We start from the raw sequence: 21030 nt of genomic DNA, 5'->3' as shown, positions 1-21030 counted from the left end.
CGACCGTTCCCGCTTTGTTGCGGGTGGGCGATAGAGTCACCATATTGCGCGCATATGGCAATCCAGATTCGCACCAACCTGGCCGAGCCCGAGACCGGTCAGTCGTTCATCCCGCACCGCCCCGAGCGCCCGGCGAAGGTGGAGGGCGGCAAGGCGTTCAAGCTGGTCAGCGATTACGAACCGTCGGGCGACCAGCCAGGGGCGATTCAGGAATTGACCGAAGCGGCGCTGGCGGGCGAGCGCGACCAGGTGCTGCTCGGCGTGACGGGGTCGGGCAAGACCTTCACGATGGCCAAGGTGATCGAGACGCTGCAGCGCCCCGCGCTGATCCTCGCGCCCAACAAGATCCTCGCGGCGCAGCTCTATGGCGAGTTCAAGAGCTTTTTCCCGGACAACGCGGTCGAGTATTTCGTATCCTACTACGATTACTACCAGCCCGAGGCGTACGTGCCGCGGTCGGACACGTATATCGAGAAGGAATCCTCGGTGAACGAGGCGATAGACCGGATGCGGCATTCCGCCACCCGGTCGCTGCTCGAACGCGACGACGTCATTATCGTGGCGTCGGTGTCGTGCCTCTACGGGATCGGCTCGGTCGAGACCTATTCGGCGATGATCTTCGACCTGAAGAAGGGGCAAACGGTCGACCAGCGCGAGATCGTGCGCAAGCTCGTGGCACTCCAGTACAAGCGCAACGACGCTGCGTTCGCGCGCGGCAATTTCCGCGTGAAGGGCGACAATCTCGAAATCTTCCCGTCGCATTACGAAGACACCGCGTGGCGCATCTCGTTCTTCGGCGACGATATCGAGGAGATCGTCGAATTCGACCCGCTGACGGGGAAGAAGGTGGCGAGCCTCAACTACGTCCGCGTGTTCGCCAACTCGCACTATGTGACGCCGGGGCCGACGCTCAAGCAGGCGATGGAGGCGATCAAGCACGAGTTGGCCGAGCGGCTCAAGGAGCTGGAGATCGAGGGCAAGCTGCTTGAGCTGCAGCGGCTCGAACAGCGTACGAACTTCGACCTTGAGATGATCGCGGCAACGGGCAGCTGCGCGGGGATCGAGAATTATTCGCGCTTCCTGACCGGGCGCTTGCCGGGCGAGCCGCCGCCGACGTTGTTCGAATATCTTCCCGAAAACGCGCTGCTGTTCGTCGACGAGAGCCACCAGACGATCGGCCAGATCAACGGCATGGCGCGCGGCGACCATCGGCGGAAGATCACGCTCGCCGAATACGGCTTCCGCCTGCCGAGTTGCATCGACAACCGCCCGCTCAGATTCAACGAATGGGACGCGATGCGCCCGCAGACGACCTATGTCTCGGCCACGCCGGGCGGGTGGGAGATGGAACAGACCGGCGGCGTCTTCGCCGAACAGGTGATCCGCCCGACCGGGCTGATCGACCCGCCGGTCGAGATCAAGCCGGTCGAGGACCAGGTGCAGGACTGCATCAACGAATGCCGAAAGGTCGCGGCGAACGGCTATCGCACGCTCGTCACCACGCTGACCAAGCGGATGGCGGAGGATCTGACCGAGTTCATGCACGAGGCGGGGCTTAAGGTCCGCTACATGCACTCGGATGTCGAGACGCTCGAAAGAATCGAGCTGATCCGTGATCTTAGGCTCGGGGTTTACGACGTGCTGGTAGGGATCAACCTGCTGCGCGAAGGGCTCGATATCCCCGAATGCGGGCTTGTCTGCATCCTCGATGCCGACAAGGAAGGCTTCCTGCGCTCCGAAACCTCGTTGATCCAGACGATCGGCCGGGCCGCGCGTAACGTCGACGGGCGCGTGATCCTTTACGCCGACCGCATGACCGGCAGCATGGAGCGCGCGATCAACGAGACCAACCGCCGGCGCGAGAAGCAGCGCGAGTATAATGCGCTCCACGGCATCACCCCGACGACGATCAGGCGCGATATCGGCGACATCATCAAGGACGTCGCAAGCCGCGACCAGGTGACCGTGGAGATCGACGAAGACCGCCCGCACATGGTCGGCCACAACCTGCGCGCGTACATCGAGGAGCTCGAAAAGAAGATGCGCAAGGCCGCGTCGGACCTCGAGTTCGAGGAAGCCGGCCGCCTGCGCGACGAAATCCGCAGCCTCGAGGCGGAGGAACTCGGCCTGCCGCACGAGGAGCACCGCGCGCCGATCATGGGCCGATCGAACGAGGGCAAACCGGGGACGCGCAAGACGCGCTACGGCAAGCAGTCGAAGATGCGCGCTGGCATGCCGGGGAGTGGGCGAAGGGCGCGCTGACGCTGTTGCGGGCTGATCTGCCGCTTTCGGGTTGAGGCGCAGCGCCGCTGCCGCCATGGTCGCACGATGCGCTACGCCGTCCCGCTCGCCCTGACGCTGCTCGCCCTCGCCGGGTGCACCACGTCGCCCGCGCCGGTGGTGCGGCCGGCGCCGATCGTCGCGCCGCCGCCGGTGCGGCTCCCGCCCGCGCCGCTGCCGCTGGCGAGCGATTGGAACGACTGGCCGTTCACACCGGGCCAGTGGCGCTACGTGCAACGGCCCGAAATAACGCAGGCGCAGTTCGATACCGATGCCGACGTAGTCAGTATCAGCTGCAACCGCGCGGGGCGTCAGGTCGAGCTCACCGGTATCCTGCCGGGACCGGTCACGATCCGAACGACGACGATGACGCGGACCGTCGCTCCTACCGGCAATTTCAGGAGCGATCAGCCCGCCATGGGCGTCAGCTTTGCGGCGAGCGACCCGCTGCTCGATGCCATCACGTTCAGCCGTGGGCGGTTTGTCATCGAACAGGCCGGCCGGCGGCCGGCGGTTCTGCCGCCGCACGCCGAGATTGGTCGCGTGATCGAGGACTGCCGCGGATAGCTTAATGTCCTCGCGCGTTCTGCCGCGCGAGGAGAAGTACCATGATCCGCAAGCTCAAGTCGGGCGAATATCGCCTCTATTCGCGCAAGGTCGATCCCAAGACGCACAAGCGCCGCAACCTCGGCACGTTCGACACGCGCGCGGGCGCCGAGAAACACGAGCGCGAGGTGCAGTATTTCAAGCATCATTGAGGCGCGCTAGGCTGGGCAGTGCCCATGCTTTAGAAAGACGCCGCATGATCCGTTCGACCATTGTCGCTGCCGGACTATTGGCCGCTGGCGCGAGCGCCGCGGCGCCGGATCTGGTGCGCGTGCCGACCGACATCACGTTTGCAAGCGGGCATTGTTCTTTGCTCGTGATTAGCGGCAAGACGATGAATTGCGGCGATGCGATCCTTAGCCTGCATTACGACGACGGCCAGCGGTCGATGGCGGTGAAGACCGATGACGGGCTGGTCAGTTTCTTCGGCATGCCGGATGCCGACGGGATCGCGCTGAGCAAGGTGACCGGGGTTCGGCCGGGCGACACCGCCGCGCAAGTGACGAGCGCCGCACAGAACATAACCGGGCGTTGCACGCCGGCGCTGATCGTGGCCAAGACCGAAATCACGTGCCAGGCAACGACCGCCGATGGCGGCCGCTACGCATTCGACTTCACCACCGACGAGAAAGCGCCCGAGACTCAACCATTCGGAAAGTAGGGAGAAGTGCCGCAGCGACGCGGCCAAGGCGAAAGAGAATCGTCGATTCCTCCGCGCATTACAAGACTTGAAATACTTATCCCCGTGATTCACATTCGATCCGTGCCCAGTTTTGGGCACGTCGTTTCAACAAGCGAAAGGAGGTGATCCGATGTCTCATGGTTCAGCAAGGGGGTCGGTTCAGTTCGTTCGGGGGACGCGCCGCTGATGTGACGGCGCCGGTGGAAGACCTCCACCGGTCGGGCGTGCGGGGGGCATCCTCCCCCAATCAACGCCGCCAGCCGTAACACTAGCGGTCCGCATGGTCCTCCGGGCTGGAGCTTCCGGCCGCTGACCATGTCAGGAGGTTGCCGGGGAGAGATCCCCGGCAGCCTCTTTTCATTTTGGGGCGCTTGGCTGATGGTGCGGCGAAAGGGGAATCGCCATGCGCCGTCTCGCTGCCTTGTTGTTGCTTGCCGCGCCGCTCCCGGCGACCGCGCAAACCGTCGAAGAGCAATCGATCGATCAACTTCGCGCCGCCATGACGTCGGGCACGTCGAGCGAGGCGATCACGCGAGCCTATCTCGCGCGGATCGCGGCGATGGATCGTGCCGGCCCGAGCTTGCGCGCGGTGATCGCGGTCAATCCCGATGCGATCGCCGAGGCGCAGGCGAGCGACGCGCGGCGCAAGGCGAAGAAGCTGCTTGGCCCGCTCGACGGCGTGCCGATCCTGATCAAGGACAATATCGAGACGAAGGATCCGGTCGCGACGACGGCGGGGAGCCTCGCGCTCGAGGACAACCGGACCGGACGCGATGCGCCGGTGGTGGCACTGCTCCGCGCGCAGGGCGCGGTGATCTTGGGCAAGACCAACCTCAGCGAATGGGCCAACATCCGCTCGACCAAGGCGATGAGCGGGTGGAGCGCGGTCGGCGGGCTGGTGCGCAACCCATACGCGCTTGACCGCACCGCGTGCGGGTCGTCGAGCGGCACCGGCGCCGGGATCGCGGCGAGCTTCGCCGCGGCGGGGCTCGGGACCGAGACCGACGGGTCGGTGGTATGTCCGTCGTCGATGAACGGGCTGGTCGGGCTCAAGCCGACGCTCGGGCTGGTCAGCCGGACGTATGTCGTGCCGATCAGCCATAGCCAGGACACGCCCGGGCCGATGGCGCGCAGCGTGCGCGACGCCGCGATCCTGTTTTCGGCGATGGTCGGCAGCGATCCCGCCGACCCGGCGACCGCGAACGCCAACCAATACCGCAAGGACTATGCGGCGGGACTTTCCACCAACGGGCTGAAGGGCGTGCGGATCGCGGTCTATCGCCCCGATATGCCGGCGCTGGAGGCGGTGAAGTTCGACGCGGCGCTCGCGGTGCTCAAGGCGCAGGGCGCGATACTGATCGACGTGACCCGGCCCAAGACCGAGGGCATGGGCGATGCCGAGTTCGATGTGCTCAAGTTCGAGCTGAAGAGCGACCTCGACAAATATCTCGCGGCGAGCGCGCCAGCGGTAAAGGCGCGCACGCTCGATCAGGTCGTCGCGTTCGACACCGCCAACGCCGCAACCGAAATGCCGTATTTCGCGCAGGAAATCTTCGACATGGCGGCGAAGTCGCAGGGCATCGCCGAGCCGACTTACCAGGGGCAGCGCGACAAGTCGCTGGCCGCCGCCAAAGGCGCGATCGACAAGATGCTGGCGGATGCCGGCGCGACGATCCTGGTCCAACCGACTTATGGCCCGGCGTGGCTGAGCGACCCGGTCTACGGCGATCAATATACCGGCCCGAGCTCGTCCGAATTGCCCGCGATTTCGGGCTATCCCAATCTGACCGTGCCGATGGGACTGGTACGCGGATTGCCGGTCGGGATTTCGTTCATCGGGCCGGCGTATAGCGAGCAGGCGCTGTTCAATGCGGGCTATGCCTACGAGCAAGCGTCCAGGGCGCGCGTCGCGCCGCGTTACTTGCCGAGCGTCGATGCCGGGCTGGAGGTCGAAGCCGCCAAGTAACGGCGTGCGAAGGCGGTCTGCCAAAGCATCAGCAGCGGCACCGCGCCGAGCTCCATCGTGAAGCCGAAGATGTGTCCGGCGCTCGGCGGTCCGACCGAAAGCAGCGACACGACGCGCGCGAGGCCGCCGCACACCACCAGCGCGCCGAGCAGGCGGAAGCGCGGGCCCTTGGCCTCGATAGCCGGGATGCACGTCGCGAACGCGATGCCGACCGCGAAGAAGATCCCCGAAATGTAGCGGAAATGGCTGTCGAGATCGACCGGGATGACCGGCGGATGTCCGAGGAAATGTGGGCCGTGGAGGATGCTCTGCCCGCCGACGGATAGCGGCACTAGGCACGCGATTGCGACGACGACCTGGAGCAGGCGCTTTTCGATCATTTGTGCTCGAGCAGTTCGGCGCGGATGTGCACCGCGCGCAGCGACATCCGCACCTCGAGGATGAACGCGACGAGCGACGCGATCAGGAACAGCATCGCGAGGATGAAGGTCAGCGCGACATAAGTGCCGAACTTGAGGTCGGCGAGCTCGGCGACGAACAGCAGCGCTACGACGGTGCACGTCATGATCGCGCTCGACACCGCAAGGAACAGCGCGGCGTTGATGATCCAAATGCGCCGGTCGAGCAGCCGCAATTCCCAGACATGCCGGTCGTGCTCCGGCCCGGTCGAGCGCGGGTGCAGCGCCTCGAGCGCGCGGGCGCGATCGACCACGCGCGACAGCCGCCCGGCGAGCACGTTGAGCAGCCCCGATATGCCCGCGAGCATGAACACCGGCGACAGCGACAGCTGGATCGTCTGGGCGATCGTCGAAACGGTGGCGACTTGCATCGCGTACATGATGGCGGTTGCGCGCGGCGGTGAAAACCCTCCACCGCTTGGTAATGTCTGGGCGGTACAGCGCGGCCATGACTAAGCCGATGCTGCTCGCCGATTTCCAGCGGCTGCCCCCTGTCATGCGCGCGACCGCGTTCGACGGGCTGTCGGCGCTGATCGATCGCGTGGCGGAGGCCGCGCCGGTGAGCCACCGTTTCCTGTGCTACCAATGGTTCGCCGCCGCGACCGCCGCCTACGGGTTGCGCGCGCGGACGCTGATCGTCGAGAATGACGGCGACCCGGTGATCGCGCTGCCATTCGCGAGTTTCGGACCGGGGCCGGCGAGGTTGGCGATGGTGCCGGGCAGTTACCGGCCGTTTCGCGGGTTTCCCGCAGTCGAGGGCGCGGACGATGCGGCGTTCGACGTGCTGGTCGATCGGCTCGGGCAGGAGGTCAACGGGCTGCGTGTCGGACCGAACTACGACGGCGATCCGGCGACCAGTGCGCTGATCGCGGCGGTGAAACGGCGCGGCTGGGCGGTGATCGACCGCTTTATTGCCGACAGCTACGCGCTCGACATGGTCGCCGCGCAGGCAGAGGAAGGCGGTTGGCCGCGCGCTTCGACGCTCAAGAAGAATCGCTTCCACGAAAAGCACCTCGCCGAGCACGGCACGCTGGACTGGCGGTTCCTGTCGGGCGCCGATCTGCTGGCGGGTGGGTTCGACCAGCTCGCCGCGGTCGAGCAGAAGAGCTGGATCGGTGACCACGCTGATACCGATGCCAAGTTCACCAAGGGCAAGCACGCCGCGTTCTGGCGTCAGGCGGCGACCGATCCGGTGATTGCGAAGATGCTGTCGGCGGCGTTGCTGACGGTCGACGGCGAGCCCGCGACCTTCTCGTTCGACCTCAACCTCGGCACCCTCAAATATGCGATCGCCAACAGCTACGATCCCGCCTTCGCCAAGCATTCGCCGGGCAAGTTACTCTATTACCGCAACCTCGCGCGTGCCCTCTACGACGGTATGACGACGGTCGATTGGGGCGCTGGCGACAGCGGGTACAAGGGCACGATCGGCGCGACGAAGGGTCCGGCGATCCGCGACTGGCTGTTGCTGCGGCCGGGCGTTCCGGCGGTGCTGGGGAAGACGCTCAGCGGTCTGTGGCGGCGCTCGGGTCGGGCGTCCAGCTGACCGCGATGCCGTCGGCGGCGGCGCCGTCGATCATTGCCTTGACGATTCGCGCGAGCATGTCGGGTGGCAGTTCATCGTCCGCTTCGATCCGGAACGTCACCGACTTGCCGTCGGCACCGGCGATCGCGAGCGACACGCCGATGGGAGCCGCCAGCTCCTCCTCGCCGATCGCGTCGATCAGCCGCATGACCTCTGCGGGAGGATAGGGCGGCAGTCCGTCGCCGCGCCGTGCGTCTTGCGCGCGCGCGATCTGCCCGGCGGTCGCGAGGATGAGGGCTCCGAGTGGCCCATCGAGGCGCGCGGCAAGATCGGCCGCCACGTCTTCGGGTACTGCTTCGCCGCCGAACGCCGCCGCCAGCGGCTCGGGCATGCGGCCGGCGCCTGCCAATTGCTCCGCGCCCTCGTCGTCGACCAGCGCCACGCGCACCAGCAGTTCGAGCGCGGGGATCGCGGTCTCGCGCAGGTGCCGCACCGCAACGTAATCGCGCGCGCCGTCGATCACTTCATATTCGTAATGCGCGTCGTCGAACACCGGGCGCACCGTCACCGGCTCGGCCTGACCGTCGCGCACGATCGCGTTGATCCGGTCGCGGCATTCCTCGGGGCTCAGTCCGGCCAGCCCGTTCCACAATCGCACCCGCGCCGGATCGACATGAAACGAACCATCCGCGCCGGGGAGGGGCAACGGTTCGGGCGCTTCCTCTTCCTCGCGCCGCGACGCGGAACGGAGCAGGCTGGCGAAGCTCGGCTTGCTGCGGCGCGCGGTCATGATGCGATGGTATTACGCAATCACTCGCGGCGGTAGCGAAAATACCACACTTCGTGGCCATGGCGCCGCGCCTTGCGCTCGTAGCGCGTTTCGGGCCAGTCGGCGGGGCGGGTGAGGAAGTCGCGCGCGTCCTTCGCGAGCCATGCGAAATCGCGGCGGCGGTTCATCACCATCATCGACCAGCGGCAATAGGTCGGGTCGTCGGTGCCGAGCCGGAACTCGCCGCCGGGCTTGAGCTTTGCGGCGATCAGGTCGAGCGGGCCGTCGTTGACCATCCGCCGCTTGGCGTGCCGCGCCTTGGGCCAGGGATCGGGGTGGAGCAGGTAGACGCGCTCGAGGCTCGCATCGGGCAGCCGCTCGACCACGTCGAGCGCATCACCCATGTGGAGCCGGACATTGTCGAGGCGTCCGTCGCGGACATGTTTGAGCGCCCCGACCACGCCGTTGAGGAACGGCTCGCACCCGATGAAGCCATGACCGGGACGCGCGGCGGCCTGTGCCGCGAGGTGCTCCCCCGCGCCGAAGCCGATCTCGAGCTCGAGTGGGCGCTTGTCGCCGAACAGCGCGCGCGCATCGATCGGACCGGTTTCGGGCACGCTGATCGCGGGCAGCAATTCCTCGACCAGCGACGCCTGGCCCGGACGCAATTTGTGTCCCTGGCGGCGGCCGTACAGGCGGCGGATCGTGGTCGGGTCGTTCATGGCGTGCGTCCGCTACGCGAGCGGACGTCGCCGCGCAAATTCCCGTTATTTGCCGGTGGTGATGACGATGTTCTTGCTGCCGCGCTCGGTCGAGGAGATTGGATTGTTGCTCGTCACTGCCGATACGGCCGCTGCCGGCGCGGGCAGTTTGTCGAACGACGGAAAGATCAACGTGCGGTCGAGCAGGCCGAGGCTCAACTGATAGCCGGGTTTGCCCTTGCCCAGGTCGAGGGCAGGCCAGACGGAGATCGCCGCCCCCGCGTCGCCCATCGCGATCGAATAGCCCGTGGCATCGCCGTTCGCGCGGTAGACACCGTATTGCGACGTCGCTTCGCCCTCACGGCACCAGGTGACCGGCGTCGCTTTCGCGACCTCCTTGGGATCAGGCTGAATTGTCGCCAGCGTCGCGCCGAGCAGCGCATCGGTCATATCGGGGGCCTTCAGCTTGGCGTTCTTGGCGTAGGCGAGCGGTGTGGCGCAGGGTGCGACCGGGGCTGCCGCAAGCGTATCGGCGACACGATCCGGCCAGCCGAGCGCCGCGATCACCTCGCTCAGCTTCGCATCGAGCGCCGCCGCATCGAGTTGCTGCGAACTGATCCGTACCACGACCAGCCAGTCGCCGAGCGGCATCATGGCAAGGCCGGTCGATTTGTACGGGCCGCGCCCCGGGACATAGATGCGGCGTAGCCCGGACGCGGCGGCACTGCGCGGCGGTGCAAATGCCGCAACCGGTGCCGGCGCGGTCGGGTTGGCGTAGATGTCGCGCAGCAGGATTTGGGTTTCGGACCGGTCGAACCAGACCGGCACGCTCGTTAGTGCGGGCCGGAAGACGTATAGCGTGACGGTGGTCGCGGCGCCGTTGCCGTAGGCCGCCGCCACATCGATCTCCTTGGCGCTATTGTCGGTGACGGCGTCGCGCGGAATACCGATGAGGGTCGCGGGCAGCGTGACGCCGGTCTGGACATGCGTCCACGCCGCGCCCGCCTGGACGGACAGCGTTCGCTGCTGCGCGACAGCCGGGGCGGCGGTAACCGAAGCCAACAGGGCAGCGGCAACCAACGATTTGATAAGCATCGAGTTTCCCCTCTCACGTCCGACGCTACGGGACCGCAGGGGAAATGCAAGCGGGCATAGAAAAAGGGCCGGGATCGCTCCCGGCCCTCGATCCGTCGGTCGATCCGATCAGGCCAGCGCGGCTTTCAGGTCATCGACCAGATCGGTGCGCTCCCACGGGAAGAAATCGCCTTCCGCCTTGCGGCCGAAATGGCCGTAGGCTGCGGTCTTTTCGTAGATCGGCTTGTTGAGGCCGAGGTGCGTGCGGATGCCGCGCGGGGTCAGGCCGCCGAGCTTGTCGAGGCCGGCGATGGCCTGCTCGATCGCCGCGTCGTCGACGCTGCCCGTGCCGTGCGTGTCGACATAGAGCGACAGCGGCTTCGACACGCCGATCGCGTACGCCAGCTGGATCGTCACGCGCTTGGCGAGGCCGGCGGCGACGATGTTCTTCGCGAGATAGCGCGTGATGTACGCGGCCGAGCGGTCGACCTTGGTCGGGTCCTTGCCGCTGAACGCGCCGCCGCCGTGCGGGGCGGCGCCGCCGTAGGTGTCGACGATGATCTTGCGCCCGGTCAGGCCAGCGTCGCCATCGGGTCCGCCGATCTCAAAGCTGCCGGTCGGATTGATGTGATATTCGGTCGCGTCGCTCAGCAGCCCTTGCGGGATCACGTCGGCGACGACTTGCTTCACGTAGGAATGCAGCTCGGCTTCCTTGTCGCCCTCGTCATAGCCCTTGCCGTGCTGGGTCGAGACGACGACCGCAGTCGCCGCGACCGGCTTGCCGCCTTCGAACTTCAGCGTGACCTGGCTCTTGGTGTCGGGTTCGAGGAACGGCGCCACGCCCGAGTGGCGGTCGGCGGCCATGCGCTCGAGGATCTTGTGGCTGTAATAGAGTGTCGCCGGCATCAGGTCGGGGGTCTCGTCGCACGCGAAACCGAACATGATGCCCTGGTCGCCGGCACCTTCGTCCTTGTTGCCCGACGCGTCTACGCCCTGCGCGATGTGCGCCGATTGCGGGTGCAGATTGTTCTCGAAGCGTAGCGTTTCCCAGTGGAAGCCGTCCTGCTCGTAGCCGATGCGGCGAACGGTCTCGCGCACGGTCTTCTCGACCTCTTCCTTGACGCCCGGCGCCCAGTTGCCATCCTCGTCCATGATCCCGCGCCCACGGATTTCACCGGCGAGCACGACCAACTGCGTGGTGGTCAGCGTCTCGCACGCGATGCGCGCTTCGGGGTCCTTCGACAGAAACAGGTCGACGATCGCGTCGCTGATCTGGTCGGAGACCTTGTCGGGATGGCCTTCGCTGACCGATTCGGACGTGAAGAGATAATCGGAACGCATGAGTTTTCCTCTTGTGTGGAGCCGGAAAGCGGGCCGTTGCCATGCCCATATAAAGCTTTCCTTATATGTGGATGCGTCCCCTAGCGGGCGCGCCGCCGAATGGCAATCGCCGTCAGCAACAGAAGCGCCGAAACGAGCCCGACCATCCAATTGCCGAGGCGGGAGAAGGCGGTGGGGGCGAAGCGCGGCGGGATCGGCGCTTCGATCGCGCCGGTTTTGTGGAGCGCGATCGAATCGATGATGCGCCCGTCGGCGGCGATGATTGCGGAAATGCCGGTCGGCGTCGACCGGATCACCGGCAACCCTTCCTCGATCGCGCGCAGCTGGGCCTGGGCGAGGTGCGCGGGCGGGCCGAGATCGCCGAACCACGCGTCGTTCGACGGGTTGAACAGGAAATCGGGGCGGTCGGCGGGATCGACCGTGGCACCCGAGAAGATCACTTCGTAGCAGATCAGCATGCCGACCTTGCCGAACCCGGGCACCGCCATCGTGCGCGGGCCCGGGCCGGGGATGAAGTCGACGTCGCCCGGCACCAGCCGCGACAGGCCGAGCCGCTCGAGCAACGGGCGCATCGGGAGGTATTCGCCGAAGGGGACGAGGTGTGCCTTGTCGTAGCGCCCGTGCAGCCGCGCGTCGGGACCGGCGAGCACGATCGAATTGGTCGCGGCGGTCACGTCTTCGGAAGCGTTGAACTTCAGCGTCTGTGCGCCGGTCAGGATCGCGTCGTTATCGCCGAGTAGTGCGCCCATCCGGATGCGCGCCATCGTCGCGCTGCCCATGTCCATGTAGACATAGGCCGGGTAGCCATCCTCGAGCGGGAAGCGGATCGCGCCCTCGGGCCAGAACAGCAGGCGCGGCGGGCCGGAGGCGTCGGTGCGGCGCGACAGCCTGGCGAGCGCGCGGAAATTGTTCTCCGCATAAGCCTCCGTCGGACGCTCCTCCTCGGGCAGGTTGGGTTGGACGACGCGGAGCATCTGGCGTGCGGGCGGCTGCGGCACGCACGTGGCGATCCGGCAGCGGTCGGTCGAGGCGAGCGTGAGCGCGGCAAACATCGCTGCGCCGATCACGGCGAGCTTCCAGCGGCCGCGAACGAGCAGCATCAGCGCGCCGCTCGCGACGACGACCAGCCCGGACAGAGCATAGGTCCCGATGAGCCATGCAGGCTGCGCCAGGTCGTGCGGGATCAGTACGAGTGACAGCGGGTCCCATGGATAGCCGCTGAGGATCGTCCCGCGCAGATATTCGGCGATCGTCCATCCCGCGCCCGCGACCAGCACGAATGCCGCGTCGGCCGTGGGAGCGGAGTCTCCCTTCGCCGCCGGGCTGGCGAGCCGCCACGCGAGGCCGGCCGCGAGCATCGGATAGATCGCGAGATACAGCGACAACGCCAGCACTGCGCCATAACCGAGCCAGTGCGGCATCGCGTCCTGATATTCGAACGGCTGCTGGATCCACGCATTGGCGACGCAGAAATGCCCGACCCCGAACAACCAGCCGATCCCGAGCACGCGGCGCAGCGTCGGAGCTTCGTGGATCAGGTGAAGCCAGACGGCGAACGCGATCAGCGTCGCGGGCAGGGCATTCCACGGCGGGAAGCCGAGCGCGGAGATTGCGCCAAGCGCGACGGGAAGAAGAAAGCGAAACGCGCGCATCGTGCGGGCTATCGCGGGGATTGCCGCTATTTGCTAGGCCCCGGCGATGCTTCGCCCATTCCATCTCGCTTTCCCGGTCCACGACCTCGCCGCTGCGCGCGCCTTCTATGGCGGCACGCTGGGCTGTCCCGAAGGGCGCAGTGCCGAGACGTGGATCGATTTCGACCTGTTCGGGCATCAGATCGTCGCGCACCTCGATCCCGCCGCACAGCCGGTCGCGGTGTCGAATCCGGTCGACGGCCACGATGTCCCGGTGCCGCATTTCGGCGTCGTGCTCAGGATGGCGGACTGGCGCGCACTGGCTGACCGCGTCGCGGCCGCCGGCGTAGCGTTCGGGATCGAACCGCACATCCGTTTCGCCGGCCAGCCGGGCGAGCAGGCGACGATGTTCTTTTGCGACCCCAGCGGCAACGCGCTCGAGTTCAAGGCGTTCGCCGACGATTCGATGTTGTTCGCCAAATGAGCGAGCCGATCACCGTCAACGTGCCGCACAAGCTCGGCCTCGCCGAGGCGCGGCGGCGAGTCGAAAGCGGGATGGGCAAGCTCGCCGGCGCGGTCCCCGGCGGGACGGTGACCGATCATCGCTGGGATCGCGATGTGCTGCACTTCACCGTCGCCGCGATGGGGCAGCGGATCGCGAGCCGGCTCGACGTTCGCGCCGACCGCGTGATCGCAACCGTCGACCTGCCGCCGTTCTTCGCCTTGTTCGCCGACAAATTGCGCGCGAAGCTCGCCAGAGAGGCGCCCCGGCTCCTCAGCTAGCGGGCCGCACCTCGATCACCTCGGCGCGCAGCAGCGCCTCGCCCGTGCGCGCGAATTCGGTGAGCAGCTTTTCGAGCAGCGGCTCGTACCCGCGATCCTGGATCGCGCCAGGCACGATCGTCACGCCGCCGCGCGGGTCGTCGATCAGCAGCCCGCGCTCGATCAATAGCCCGACATGCCGCCGCACCGTCTCGCGCGCCAGCCCGGTCGCGGCGGCGATCGCGCTGCGCGACATCGGCACGACCCATTCGCGCGGCAGCACGGCGGTCGCGATATAGTCGGTGGGCACGTTGCGCTCGCGCATCAGCTTCTGGATGTTGCCGACGCACACGGTGACATAGATCACGAGCACCGACGGGGTCATGTCCTCATGCTCCGACAGCGATCGGTGCATCGCGAGGAACAGGTTGAGCAGGGGAAAGATCGCCGCGCGCCAATGCGCGCTCATCCGGTCGGGAACGGTTGCGACTCGATCGCCAGAGGCCATCTCAATTCCCCTCGCCCCCGAGAGATACCCATTTTGGGCAGCTCGATGCATTTCGTCAACGCATCGCTGTTTGCCTTTGTGTAAGGGCGTGGAATCGAACGGAAAGAAGCGCGGCAAATCGCGCGGAAATCCTTCGGGTCGTACAGTGCGGGTCGCGCGGTCGGGGGGCCGTCGCGGCCCGCTTTTTTATTTTGCTCACCTCTCGGCGAGTGGCGGCACCAGCCCGCTCCCCCACCCGGCCTCCCATTTCAGGATACCTTGTGGGAAGCCGGGTGGGGGGGCGGGCTGGCGCCGCACCGGTTTCAGCACGCTGAAACCGCAAACTACTTAGAGCTCACCCGCCAGATCGTGTTGCCGACATCGTCCGCGACCAACAACCCGCCGCCGGCGTCCATGATCACGCCGACCGGGCGCCCGCGCGCATTGCCGTCCTTGTCGAGGAAGCCGGTGAGCACGTCGACCGGCTTGACGTTGGGCAGCGGGAAGCCCTTGTCGCCGAACGGGACGTAGATGACCTTGTAACCCGATACAGGCACGCGGTTCCACGACCCGTGCTGGCCGACGAACGCGCCGTTCATGAACTGCGCGCCGAGCCGCGATCCGTCGGCGAAGCATAGCCCGAGCGACGCGGTGTGCGGGCCGAGCGCATAATCGGGGCGCTTCACATATTGCTGCAGCGCGGGGTTTTCGGGCTTCACGCGATGGTCGGGATAGCCGCCCCAATAGTACCACGGCCAGCCGAAATTATCGCCGGCCTCGACCGCGCTCATATAATCGGGCGGACCGTCCGACCCGAGCATGTCGCGCTCGTTGACCGCGACCCACAGCGCGTTCGTGTGCGGCTCGAGCGCCATGCCGTTGGGGTTGCGCGTGCCCGCGGCGAAAATGCGGGCGCTCTTGGTCTCGGGATAGACTTGCAGGATGTTGGCCCGCCCTTGCTCCTTGTCGATCCCGTCATCGGCGATGTTGCTCGACGATCCGATGCCGAGATACAGGCTCTTGCCATCTTCCGCGACGATGACGTTGCGCGCCCAATGGTTTCCGCCACCTGGATAGGTGATGATGGTCTCGGGCTTGGCGGTGATCTTGGTCTGGCCCACGACGAACGGGAAGCGGACGAGCCGGTCGGTGTCGGCGACGTAGAGATAGCCGCCCATCAGCGCCATGCCGAACGGCGAGTTGAGCCCGCTCACGAGGACCGTCCGGCTTTCCGCCACGCCGTCGCCGTTCGCGTCGCGCAGCAGTGTGATGCGGTTGGCGGAGGGAACGCCCGCGCCGCCCTTTTTCATCAGATAATTCATCACCGCGCCGCTGATCCCGCCGCCTTCGCGCGGCGGCGAATTGGTCTCGGCGACCAGCACGTCGCCATTGGGCAGGCGGTACATCCAGCGCGGATGGTCGAGCCCGCTCGCGAACGCCTGGACCTTCAGCCCGGCGGCCGGCGTCGGCATCTCGCCCGCCTTCCAGCCGACCGCGTCGGCGACGCTGATCGTCGGCACGATCTGCATGCGCGGCGGGTCGATTTTCGGGGTGCGTCCCGTCACGGCGGCGACGCTCAGCCGCGCCTCGTCGGGCTGGGCGAAGTACAAATACAGCCCGCCCAGCAACGCCAGGACGAGCGCGAGTCCGATCAGGATTTTCTGGCGCATCGCGGCAGGATAGTCGGGGCGGGCGACAGGGGCAATGTTATCCCATCACGCATCCCCGAACGCAAAAGAACCGCCGGTGCGGAACACCGGCGGCTCTTTCTTTGCGATCGCTATCGATCAGGCCAGATCGAATCGGTCGGCGTTCATCACCTTGGTCCAGGCCGCGACGAAGTCCTTCGCGAACTTCTCCTCGCCGCCCTTCTGGGCATAGACTTCGCCCACCGCACGAAGCTCCGCGTTCGAACCGAAGATCAGGTCCGCGCGGGTCGCGCGCCACTTCTCCGACCCATCCTTGCGGTCGGTCGCGACATAGTCGCCGTCGTCCCCTTCAGCCCAGACGTTGGTCATGTCATACAAATTGACGAAGAAGTCGTTGGTCAGCTGGCCCGGACGCTTGGTGAAGTGGCCGTGGCCGCGCTCGCCATGGTTGGCGCCGAGCACGCGCAGCCCGCCGATCAGCACCGTCATTTCAGGAACCGAAAGGCCGAGCAGCGACGCGCGGTCGATCATCATTTCCTCGACCTTCACCGCAAGCTTCTTCTTGCCGACATAGTTGCGGAAGGCGTCGGCCTCGGGCTCCATCACCGCGAAGCTGTCGGCGTCGGTCTGCTCCGCCGTCGCGTCGCCGCGGCCGCCGGTGAAGGGGACGTTCTTCGCGCCGGCTTTTTCGAGGCCTACGACGCCGCCGAGCACGATCGCATCCGCCAGGCTCATCGACCCGCGCAGCCCGTTGAGCGTGCTGATTACCTTGGCGAGTAACGCGGGCTCGTTGACCTCCCAGTCCTTCTGCGGGGCCAGCGCGACGCGCGCGCCGTTGGCGCCGCCGCGGAAGTCCGACTTGCGGAAGGTGCTGGCCGAAGCCCAGGCGGTCTTGACCAGCTGGCTGACGGTCAGGCCGCTGTCGGCGATCTTCGCCTTCACCGCCGCGACGTCGGCGTCCGATGGCTTGGTGCCGGCGGGGATCGGGTCCTGCCAGATCAGGTCTTCGGCGGGGACTTCCGGGCCGAGGTAACGGATCTTGGGACCCATGTCGCGATGCGTGAGCTTGAACCAGGCGCGCGCGAAGGCGTCCTTGAACGCCTCGTGGTCGGTGCGGAACTTCTCGCTGATCGCGCGGAATTCGGGGTCGCGCTTCAGCGCCATGTCGGCGGTGGTCATCATCGTCGGGACCTTGATCGACGGGTCCCACGCCGCCGGCGCCATGTCCTCTTCGCGCTGGTTGATCGGCTGCCACTGGTTGGCGCCCGCGGGCGACTTCACCAGTTCGTACTCATAGTCGAACAGCAGGCGGAAATAGTTCTCCGTCCATTCCTTCGGCGTGTTGGTCCACGCGCCCTCGATCCCGCTGGTGACGGTATGCTCGCCGATCCCGCCGCTCTCGTGGCCGCTGACCCAGCCGAAGCCCTGTGCGACGATATCGCCGCCGGACGGCGCGGCCCCGAGCAGCGAGGCGTCGCCATTGCCGTGCGCCTTGCCGAAGGTGTGGCCGCCCGCGGTCAGCGCGACGGTTTCCTCATGGTTCATCGCCATCCGCGCGAAGGTTTCCTTCATGTCGCGCGCCATGCCGGCGTCGTCGTGCGGATTGCCCTGCGGCCCCTCCGGATTGACGTATATGAGGCCCATCTGGATCGCGGCGAGCGGACCTTCGAGCTCGTGCATGCCGTGTTCGGGCGAGATACGGGTCTGGACGCCCTCATTGACCCATTTGTCCTCGGAGCCCCAGTAGATGTCGCGCTCGGGCTCGTAGACGTCGGGTCGACCGCCGCCGAAGCCGAACACCGGCCCGCCCATCGATTCGATCGCGACGTTGCCGGCGAGGATGAACAGGTCGGCCCAGCTGATCGACTGGCCGTATTTCTGCTTGATCGGCCAGAGCAGCCGCCGCGCCTTGTCGAGGTTGCCGTTGTCGGGCCAGCTGTCGAGCGGGGCGAAGCGCTGCTGCCCGCTGTTGGCGCCGCCGCGCCCGTCGGCGGTGCGGTACGTGCCCGCGGCGTGCCACGCCATGCGGATGAAGAACGGGCCGTAATGCCCGTAGTCGGCCGGCCACCACGGCTGGCTGTCGGTCATCAGCGCGGTCAGATCGGCCTTGAGCGCCTGATAATCAAGCTTATTGAACGCTTCGGCGTAGTTGAAATCGGCACCCATCGGGTTCGACGACCCGTTGGGATTGAGGATCTCGGTGGCGAGCATCTCCGGCCACCAATCCTTGTTGGTACGCCCGAGCAGCGCGCGGACGCCGCCATTGTGCGGGCAACCGCCGCCGTCGATCGATCCAGTCTTCGCGTCCATCAGAATCGCTCCTCTCGCCAATGGGGATTTGCACTCGTCCTAGCGGGCGAGGACGACACGGCAATAGATTTAGCCGATGAGTTAATCCAATCTCGCTGAGCGAGAAAATCGATTACGCATCGACCCCTTCGCGCACCGGCTTGGGCGGGTGCAGCCGGAGCCGTTCGACCCGCCGCGCATCCGACGCGAGGATTTCGAGCGTCCAGCCCGATGGCGTCGCCAGGCACTCGCCCTTCGCCGGTACGCGCCCCGCGATCACCGCGGCGAGCCCGCCGAGCGTGTCGACATCCTCGTCATGCTCGCCCAGGCGCTTGTCGACCGTCTCCGCGACATCCTCCAGCTCGACCCGGGCATCGGCATCCCACGCGCCGCCGTCGAGGGGCACGAGCAACGCCTCGGGCGCTTCGTCATGCTCGTCCTCGATGTCGCCGGTGATTTCTTCGATCAGGTCCTCGATCGTGACGAGTCCTTCGGTCCCCGAATATTCGTCCAGAACGATCGCTAGGTGCACGCGCTTCGACCGCATCTCCGCGAGCAGGTCGAGCGCGCCCATCGCCATCGGGACGTAGAGCGGCTCGCGCACCAGGATACCGATGCTCTCGGGCGGCGGGGTGTCGCTCGCCAGGATCGCGAACACGTCCTTGAGGTGGATCATGCCGATCACTTCGTCGAGGCTGCCGCGATAGACCGGCATGCGGCTGTGCCCGGCCTCGGCGAATTGCTTCACCAGCTCGGCGAAGCTGGTCTTTTCCTCGACCGCGATCATGTCGGCGCGCGGCACGCCGACCTCGCCCGCGTCGCGCTCGCCGAAATGGAGCAGGTTCTTGACCATCTGGCGCTCGAGCGGGGTCAGGTCGCCGGCGGCATCGGGGGCAGGGTCGTCCTCGTGGCGCTCGATCACGTCCTCGAGCTGGTCGCGCAAGCTCGCTTCCTCGCCGAAGATGGTCGATTTCAGCTTGCGCCAGATACTGTCGCCGGCGTCGGTACTTTGGCCCTCGGGCATGGTCGGTTCGTCAGTCCTCGTCGATCAGATACGGGTCGGCGATGCCGAGCTGGCCGAGCGCTTCGGTTTCGATCGCCTCCATCGCTTCGGCCTCGCGGTCATCGATATGGTCATAGCCTAGCAGATGCAGCGTGCCGTGCACGATCAAATGCGTCGCGTGCTCCTCGAGCGTAATGCCGCGCTCCGCCGCCTCGCGTTCGCATACGCCATGGGCGAGGACGATGTCGCCGAGCAGCACCTCGCCATCGTCGCTGTTGAGCGTGACGGTTTCGAGCAGATCGGGCTGGACCATCGGGAAGCTGAGGACGTTGGTCGGCTTGTCCTTGTGACGATACTGGCGGTTGAGCGTATGTACCTCGTCGTCCGAGGTCAGCCGTACCGAAACCTCGATCGCGGCCGCGCTGGTCAGCAATTCGCCGTGCGGGGTCAGCCCGATCGCGGCGCGCGCGGCACGGGCGGCGAGGGCTTCCCAGTCATGCTCCGGCCACGGCGCCTCGCTCGACAGAGCGATTTCAAGCATCGATTTTTTTCACCGCGTCTGGGTATAGCGTCAGGAGGGAATCTTCTATCGGCGTATTGTTGAAGTCGGTTCCGCTGATCTCGACTTCGAACGCTTCTCCGCCATTGTGTACAAGCACGACCGTTCCTTGCGTGCCGGCTGGCCAGCGACCCGCAGCCTTGGTCAGTTCGACCATGTCCAATTCGTCAATCCGTTCGCTCAGATGCCCGTTCCCTCATACGCCTCGACGATCCGCCCGACGATCGGGTGGCGCACGACGTCGCCGGCGCCGAAGCGGCACATCGAAATGCCCTCGATCCCTTCGAGCCGGCTGGTCGCATCCGCCACGCCCGATGCCGCGACGCCGCCGGGCAGGTCGGTCTGGTGCGGGTCGCCGCAGATCACCATCCGGCTATTCTCGCCGAAACGCGTCAGGAACATCTTCATCTGCGCCGGCGTGGTATTCTGCGCTTCGTCGAGGATGATGAAGGCGTCCGACAGCGTGCGCCCGCGCATGAACGCGATCGGCGCGATCTCGATCTCGCCCGACATGATCCGCCGCTCGACCTGTTCGGCGGGGAGGCAATCGTTGAGTGCGTCGTACAAGGGGCGAAGGTAGGGATCGACCTTCTCCTTCATGTCGCCCGGCAGGAAGCCGAGCTTCTCGCCCGCCTCGACCGCGGGGCGCGACAGGATCAGCCGCTGCACGCTCCCGGTGATAAGCTGCGACACCGCCTGCGCGACCGCGATGTACGTCTTGCCCGTGCCCGCCGGGCCGAGCGCGAAGATCATCTCGTTCCTGGTCAGCTCGCGCATGTAATGCGCCTGCGCGGGCGTGCGCGGGACGATCGTCTTCTTGCGCGTGCGGATCATGATCGGCGGCGCGTCGCCGCGCGCTTCCGCGCTGATGATCCCGTCGAGCACCGGCTCGGACGCCATCGCGATCGACGCGTCGACCAGCCCGGTGTCGACATCCTCGCCGCGCTGGATGCGCTTGTAGAGGTCGTTGAGCACATCGCGGCCCATCGCTACTTGTTCGGCCGACCCTTCCAGCCCGACCTTGTTGCCGCGCGCGGTGATGTAGATGCCAAGCCGATGTTCGAGCGCGACCAGATGCTGGTCGTACTGGCCGAAGAGTTGCGCGAGCAGTTGCGGCTTGTCGAAGCTGAGCTCGACCCGGCTGCGTTCGCCGGATTGGGCGGGGACAGGCTTGCGGCTCATGCGGCTCCTTTGATTAGCTTGGCCGTCGCGAGAATGGCAGAGCGCGCTCCGGGATGACAGCGCCTT

The 21030-nt window shown here is 66.4% G+C and carries 22 protein-coding genes; 8 read left to right on the top strand and 14 right to left on the bottom strand.

Annotated features, from left to right (window positions below):
* Positions 1-54 precede the first annotated feature (54 nt).
* From uvrB to E7773_RS02425, 5 genes are all read left to right on the top strand, one after another.
* Complete coding sequence (gene uvrB / locus E7773_RS02445) at positions 55-2262, top strand: excinuclease ABC subunit UvrB (protein ID WP_293987624.1); 2208 nt, start codon at positions 55-57, stop codon at positions 2260-2262.
* Positions 2263-2328: 66 nt separating this feature from the next.
* On the top strand, positions 2329-2847 hold the full coding sequence (locus E7773_RS02440; RefSeq protein ID WP_293987622.1) for a hypothetical protein: 519 nt from the start codon (positions 2329-2331) through the stop codon (positions 2845-2847).
* A gap of 41 nt (positions 2848-2888) precedes the next feature.
* Complete coding sequence (locus E7773_RS02435) at positions 2889-3038, top strand: hypothetical protein (RefSeq protein WP_146569812.1); 150 nt, start codon at positions 2889-2891, stop codon at positions 3036-3038.
* Between the two features lie 44 nt (positions 3039-3082).
* Positions 3083-3547, top strand: a complete 465-nt coding sequence (locus E7773_RS02430) for a hypothetical protein (protein ID WP_293987614.1) — start codon at positions 3083-3085, stop codon at positions 3545-3547.
* A gap of 424 nt (positions 3548-3971) precedes the next feature.
* On the top strand, positions 3972-5534 hold the full coding sequence (locus tag E7773_RS02425) for an amidase (RefSeq protein WP_293987611.1): 1563 nt from the start codon (positions 3972-3974) through the stop codon (positions 5532-5534).
* Here the strand turns inward: E7773_RS02425 and E7773_RS02420 are convergent.
* Together E7773_RS02420 and E7773_RS02415 are read right to left on the bottom strand one after the other, a co-directional pair.
* On the bottom strand, positions 5486-5914 hold the full coding sequence (locus E7773_RS02420; RefSeq protein WP_293987608.1) for a DUF4345 domain-containing protein: 429 nt from the start codon (positions 5912-5914) through the stop codon (positions 5486-5488). The genes E7773_RS02425 and E7773_RS02420 overlap by 49 nt on opposite strands.
* Positions 5911-6363: a DUF2721 domain-containing protein gene (locus E7773_RS02415; protein ID WP_293987606.1), complete on the bottom strand. Its 453-nt coding sequence runs from the start codon at positions 6361-6363 to the stop codon at positions 5911-5913. Before E7773_RS02415 ends, E7773_RS02420 begins: the two co-directional genes overlap by 4 nt.
* Before the next feature lie 77 nt (positions 6364-6440).
* On the opposite strand from E7773_RS02415, the gene E7773_RS02410 reads away from it, so the two are divergent.
* Entirely contained in the window at positions 6441-7538 is a 1098-nt protein-coding gene (locus E7773_RS02410; RefSeq protein ID WP_293987603.1) for a GNAT family N-acetyltransferase, read from the top strand.
* On the opposite strand, the gene E7773_RS02405 is transcribed toward E7773_RS02410, so the two are convergent.
* The 5 genes from E7773_RS02405 to lnt form a co-directional block, all read right to left on the bottom strand.
* Positions 7498-8307, bottom strand: coding sequence for a ParB N-terminal domain-containing protein (locus tag E7773_RS02405; protein WP_293987601.1), 810 nt, complete (start codon positions 8305-8307; stop codon positions 7498-7500). The genes E7773_RS02410 and E7773_RS02405 overlap by 41 nt on opposite strands.
* 20 nt (positions 8308-8327) lie before the next feature.
* Entirely contained in the window at positions 8328-9008 is a 681-nt protein-coding gene (gene trmB, locus E7773_RS02400) for a tRNA (guanosine(46)-N7)-methyltransferase TrmB (protein WP_293987599.1), read from the bottom strand.
* A 45-nt stretch (positions 9009-9053) separates the two neighbouring features.
* A complete protein-coding gene (locus E7773_RS02395) occupies positions 9054-10082 on the bottom strand; it encodes a hypothetical protein (RefSeq protein WP_293987596.1) in 1029 nt (342 codons plus the stop codon).
* Between the two features lie 108 nt (positions 10083-10190).
* Entirely contained in the window at positions 10191-11402 is a 1212-nt protein-coding gene (gene metK, locus E7773_RS02390; RefSeq protein WP_293987594.1) for a methionine adenosyltransferase, read from the bottom strand.
* A gap of 80 nt (positions 11403-11482) precedes the next feature.
* Positions 11483-13054: an apolipoprotein N-acyltransferase gene (lnt, locus tag E7773_RS02385; RefSeq protein ID WP_293987592.1), complete on the bottom strand. Its 1572-nt coding sequence runs from the start codon at positions 13052-13054 to the stop codon at positions 11483-11485.
* A 46-nt stretch (positions 13055-13100) separates the two neighbouring features.
* Between lnt and E7773_RS02380 the strand changes: the two genes are divergently transcribed.
* Positions 13101-13517, top strand: coding sequence for a VOC family protein (locus tag E7773_RS02380; protein WP_293987589.1), 417 nt, complete (start codon positions 13101-13103; stop codon positions 13515-13517).
* Positions 13514-13816, top strand: coding sequence for a polyhydroxyalkanoic acid system family protein (locus E7773_RS02375; RefSeq protein WP_293987586.1), 303 nt, complete (start codon positions 13514-13516; stop codon positions 13814-13816). Before E7773_RS02380 ends, E7773_RS02375 begins: the two co-directional genes overlap by 4 nt.
* Here E7773_RS02375 and E7773_RS02370 read toward each other — a convergent pair.
* From E7773_RS02370 to E7773_RS02340, 7 genes are all read right to left on the bottom strand, one after another.
* A complete protein-coding gene (locus tag E7773_RS02370) occupies positions 13809-14303 on the bottom strand; it encodes a hypothetical protein (protein WP_293987584.1) in 495 nt (164 codons plus the stop codon). The genes E7773_RS02375 and E7773_RS02370 overlap by 8 nt on opposite strands.
* 323 nt (positions 14304-14626) lie before the next feature.
* Positions 14627-15952, bottom strand: a complete 1326-nt coding sequence (locus E7773_RS02365) for a sorbosone dehydrogenase family protein (RefSeq protein WP_293987582.1) — start codon at positions 15950-15952, stop codon at positions 14627-14629.
* 117 nt (positions 15953-16069) lie between these two features.
* Complete coding sequence (gene katG, locus E7773_RS02360; RefSeq protein WP_293987580.1) at positions 16070-18241, bottom strand: catalase/peroxidase HPI; 2172 nt, start codon at positions 18239-18241, stop codon at positions 16070-16072.
* Positions 18242-18353: 112 nt separating this feature from the next.
* The gene (locus tag E7773_RS02355; protein ID WP_293987578.1) at positions 18354-19244 is read right to left on the bottom strand and encodes a hemolysin family protein; all 891 of its coding nucleotides are present in this window, start codon (positions 19242-19244) and stop codon (positions 18354-18356) included.
* 10 nt (positions 19245-19254) lie between these two features.
* Positions 19255-19764 carry an rRNA maturation RNase YbeY gene (ybeY, locus tag E7773_RS02350; protein WP_293987576.1) on the bottom strand — a complete coding sequence of 170 codons (510 nt, stop codon included), beginning with the start codon at positions 19762-19764 and terminating at the stop codon, positions 19255-19257.
* Complete coding sequence (locus E7773_RS02345) at positions 19757-19939, bottom strand: hypothetical protein (protein WP_293987574.1); 183 nt, start codon at positions 19937-19939, stop codon at positions 19757-19759. The genes ybeY and E7773_RS02345 overlap by 8 nt, the downstream gene beginning before the upstream one ends.
* 23 nt (positions 19940-19962) lie before the next feature.
* Entirely contained in the window at positions 19963-20964 is a 1002-nt protein-coding gene (locus tag E7773_RS02340; protein WP_293987572.1) for a PhoH family protein, read from the bottom strand.
* Positions 20965-21030: the final 66 nt, after the last annotated feature.

Source organism: Sphingomonas sp. (assembly GCF_004799495.1).
Lineage (GTDB): Bacteria > Pseudomonadota > Alphaproteobacteria > Sphingomonadales > Sphingomonadaceae > Sphingomonas.
The sequence above is the reverse complement of the archived record's forward strand: the minus strand, read 5'-3'. Positions and strand labels throughout refer to the sequence as shown.

Excerpts from the sequence above, each read along its gene's own strand:
- E7773_RS02405 (WP_293987601.1), bottom strand. The coding sequence starts at position 8,307 with ATGACCGCGCGCCGCAGCAAGCCGAGCTTCGCCAGCCTGCTCCGTTCC.
- E7773_RS02340 (WP_293987572.1), bottom strand. The coding sequence starts at position 20,964 with ATGAGCCGCAAGCCTGTCCCCGCCCAATCCGGCGAACGCAGCCGGGTC.
- katG (WP_293987580.1), bottom strand. The coding sequence starts at position 18,241 with ATGGACGCGAAGACTGGATCGATCGACGGCGGCGGTTGCCCGCACAAT.
- E7773_RS02430 (WP_293987614.1), top strand. The coding sequence starts at position 3,083 with ATGATCCGTTCGACCATTGTCGCTGCCGGACTATTGGCCGCTGGCGCG.
- trmB (WP_293987599.1), bottom strand. The coding sequence starts at position 9,008 with ATGAACGACCCGACCACGATCCGCCGCCTGTACGGCCGCCGCCAGGGA.
- metK (WP_293987594.1), bottom strand. The coding sequence starts at position 11,402 with ATGCGTTCCGATTATCTCTTCACGTCCGAATCGGTCAGCGAAGGCCAT.
- lnt (WP_293987592.1), bottom strand. The coding sequence starts at position 13,054 with ATGCGCGCGTTTCGCTTTCTTCTTCCCGTCGCGCTTGGCGCAATCTCC.
- E7773_RS02375 (WP_293987586.1), top strand. The coding sequence starts at position 13,514 with ATGAGCGAGCCGATCACCGTCAACGTGCCGCACAAGCTCGGCCTCGCC.
- E7773_RS02410 (WP_293987603.1), top strand. The coding sequence starts at position 6,441 with ATGACTAAGCCGATGCTGCTCGCCGATTTCCAGCGGCTGCCCCCTGTC.
- E7773_RS02345 (WP_293987574.1), bottom strand. The coding sequence starts at position 19,939 with ATGGTCGAACTGACCAAGGCTGCGGGTCGCTGGCCAGCCGGCACGCAA.
- E7773_RS02440 (WP_293987622.1), top strand. The coding sequence starts at position 2,329 with ATGCGCTACGCCGTCCCGCTCGCCCTGACGCTGCTCGCCCTCGCCGGG.
- E7773_RS02370 (WP_293987584.1), bottom strand. The coding sequence starts at position 14,303 with ATGGCCTCTGGCGATCGAGTCGCAACCGTTCCCGACCGGATGAGCGCG.
- E7773_RS02435 (WP_146569812.1), top strand. The coding sequence starts at position 2,889 with ATGATCCGCAAGCTCAAGTCGGGCGAATATCGCCTCTATTCGCGCAAG.
- E7773_RS02395 (WP_293987596.1), bottom strand. The coding sequence starts at position 10,082 with ATGCTTATCAAATCGTTGGTTGCCGCTGCCCTGTTGGCTTCGGTTACC.
- E7773_RS02365 (WP_293987582.1), bottom strand. The coding sequence starts at position 15,952 with ATGCGCCAGAAAATCCTGATCGGACTCGCGCTCGTCCTGGCGTTGCTG.
- E7773_RS02415 (WP_293987606.1), bottom strand. The coding sequence starts at position 6,363 with ATGCAAGTCGCCACCGTTTCGACGATCGCCCAGACGATCCAGCTGTCG.
- ybeY (WP_293987576.1), bottom strand. The coding sequence starts at position 19,764 with ATGCTTGAAATCGCTCTGTCGAGCGAGGCGCCGTGGCCGGAGCATGAC.
- E7773_RS02425 (WP_293987611.1), top strand. The coding sequence starts at position 3,972 with ATGCGCCGTCTCGCTGCCTTGTTGTTGCTTGCCGCGCCGCTCCCGGCG.
- E7773_RS02355 (WP_293987578.1), bottom strand. The coding sequence starts at position 19,244 with ATGCCCGAGGGCCAAAGTACCGACGCCGGCGACAGTATCTGGCGCAAG.
- E7773_RS02380 (WP_293987589.1), top strand. The coding sequence starts at position 13,101 with ATGCTTCGCCCATTCCATCTCGCTTTCCCGGTCCACGACCTCGCCGCT.
- E7773_RS02420 (WP_293987608.1), bottom strand. The coding sequence starts at position 5,914 with ATGATCGAAAAGCGCCTGCTCCAGGTCGTCGTCGCAATCGCGTGCCTA.
- uvrB (WP_293987624.1), top strand. The coding sequence starts at position 55 with ATGGCAATCCAGATTCGCACCAACCTGGCCGAGCCCGAGACCGGTCAG.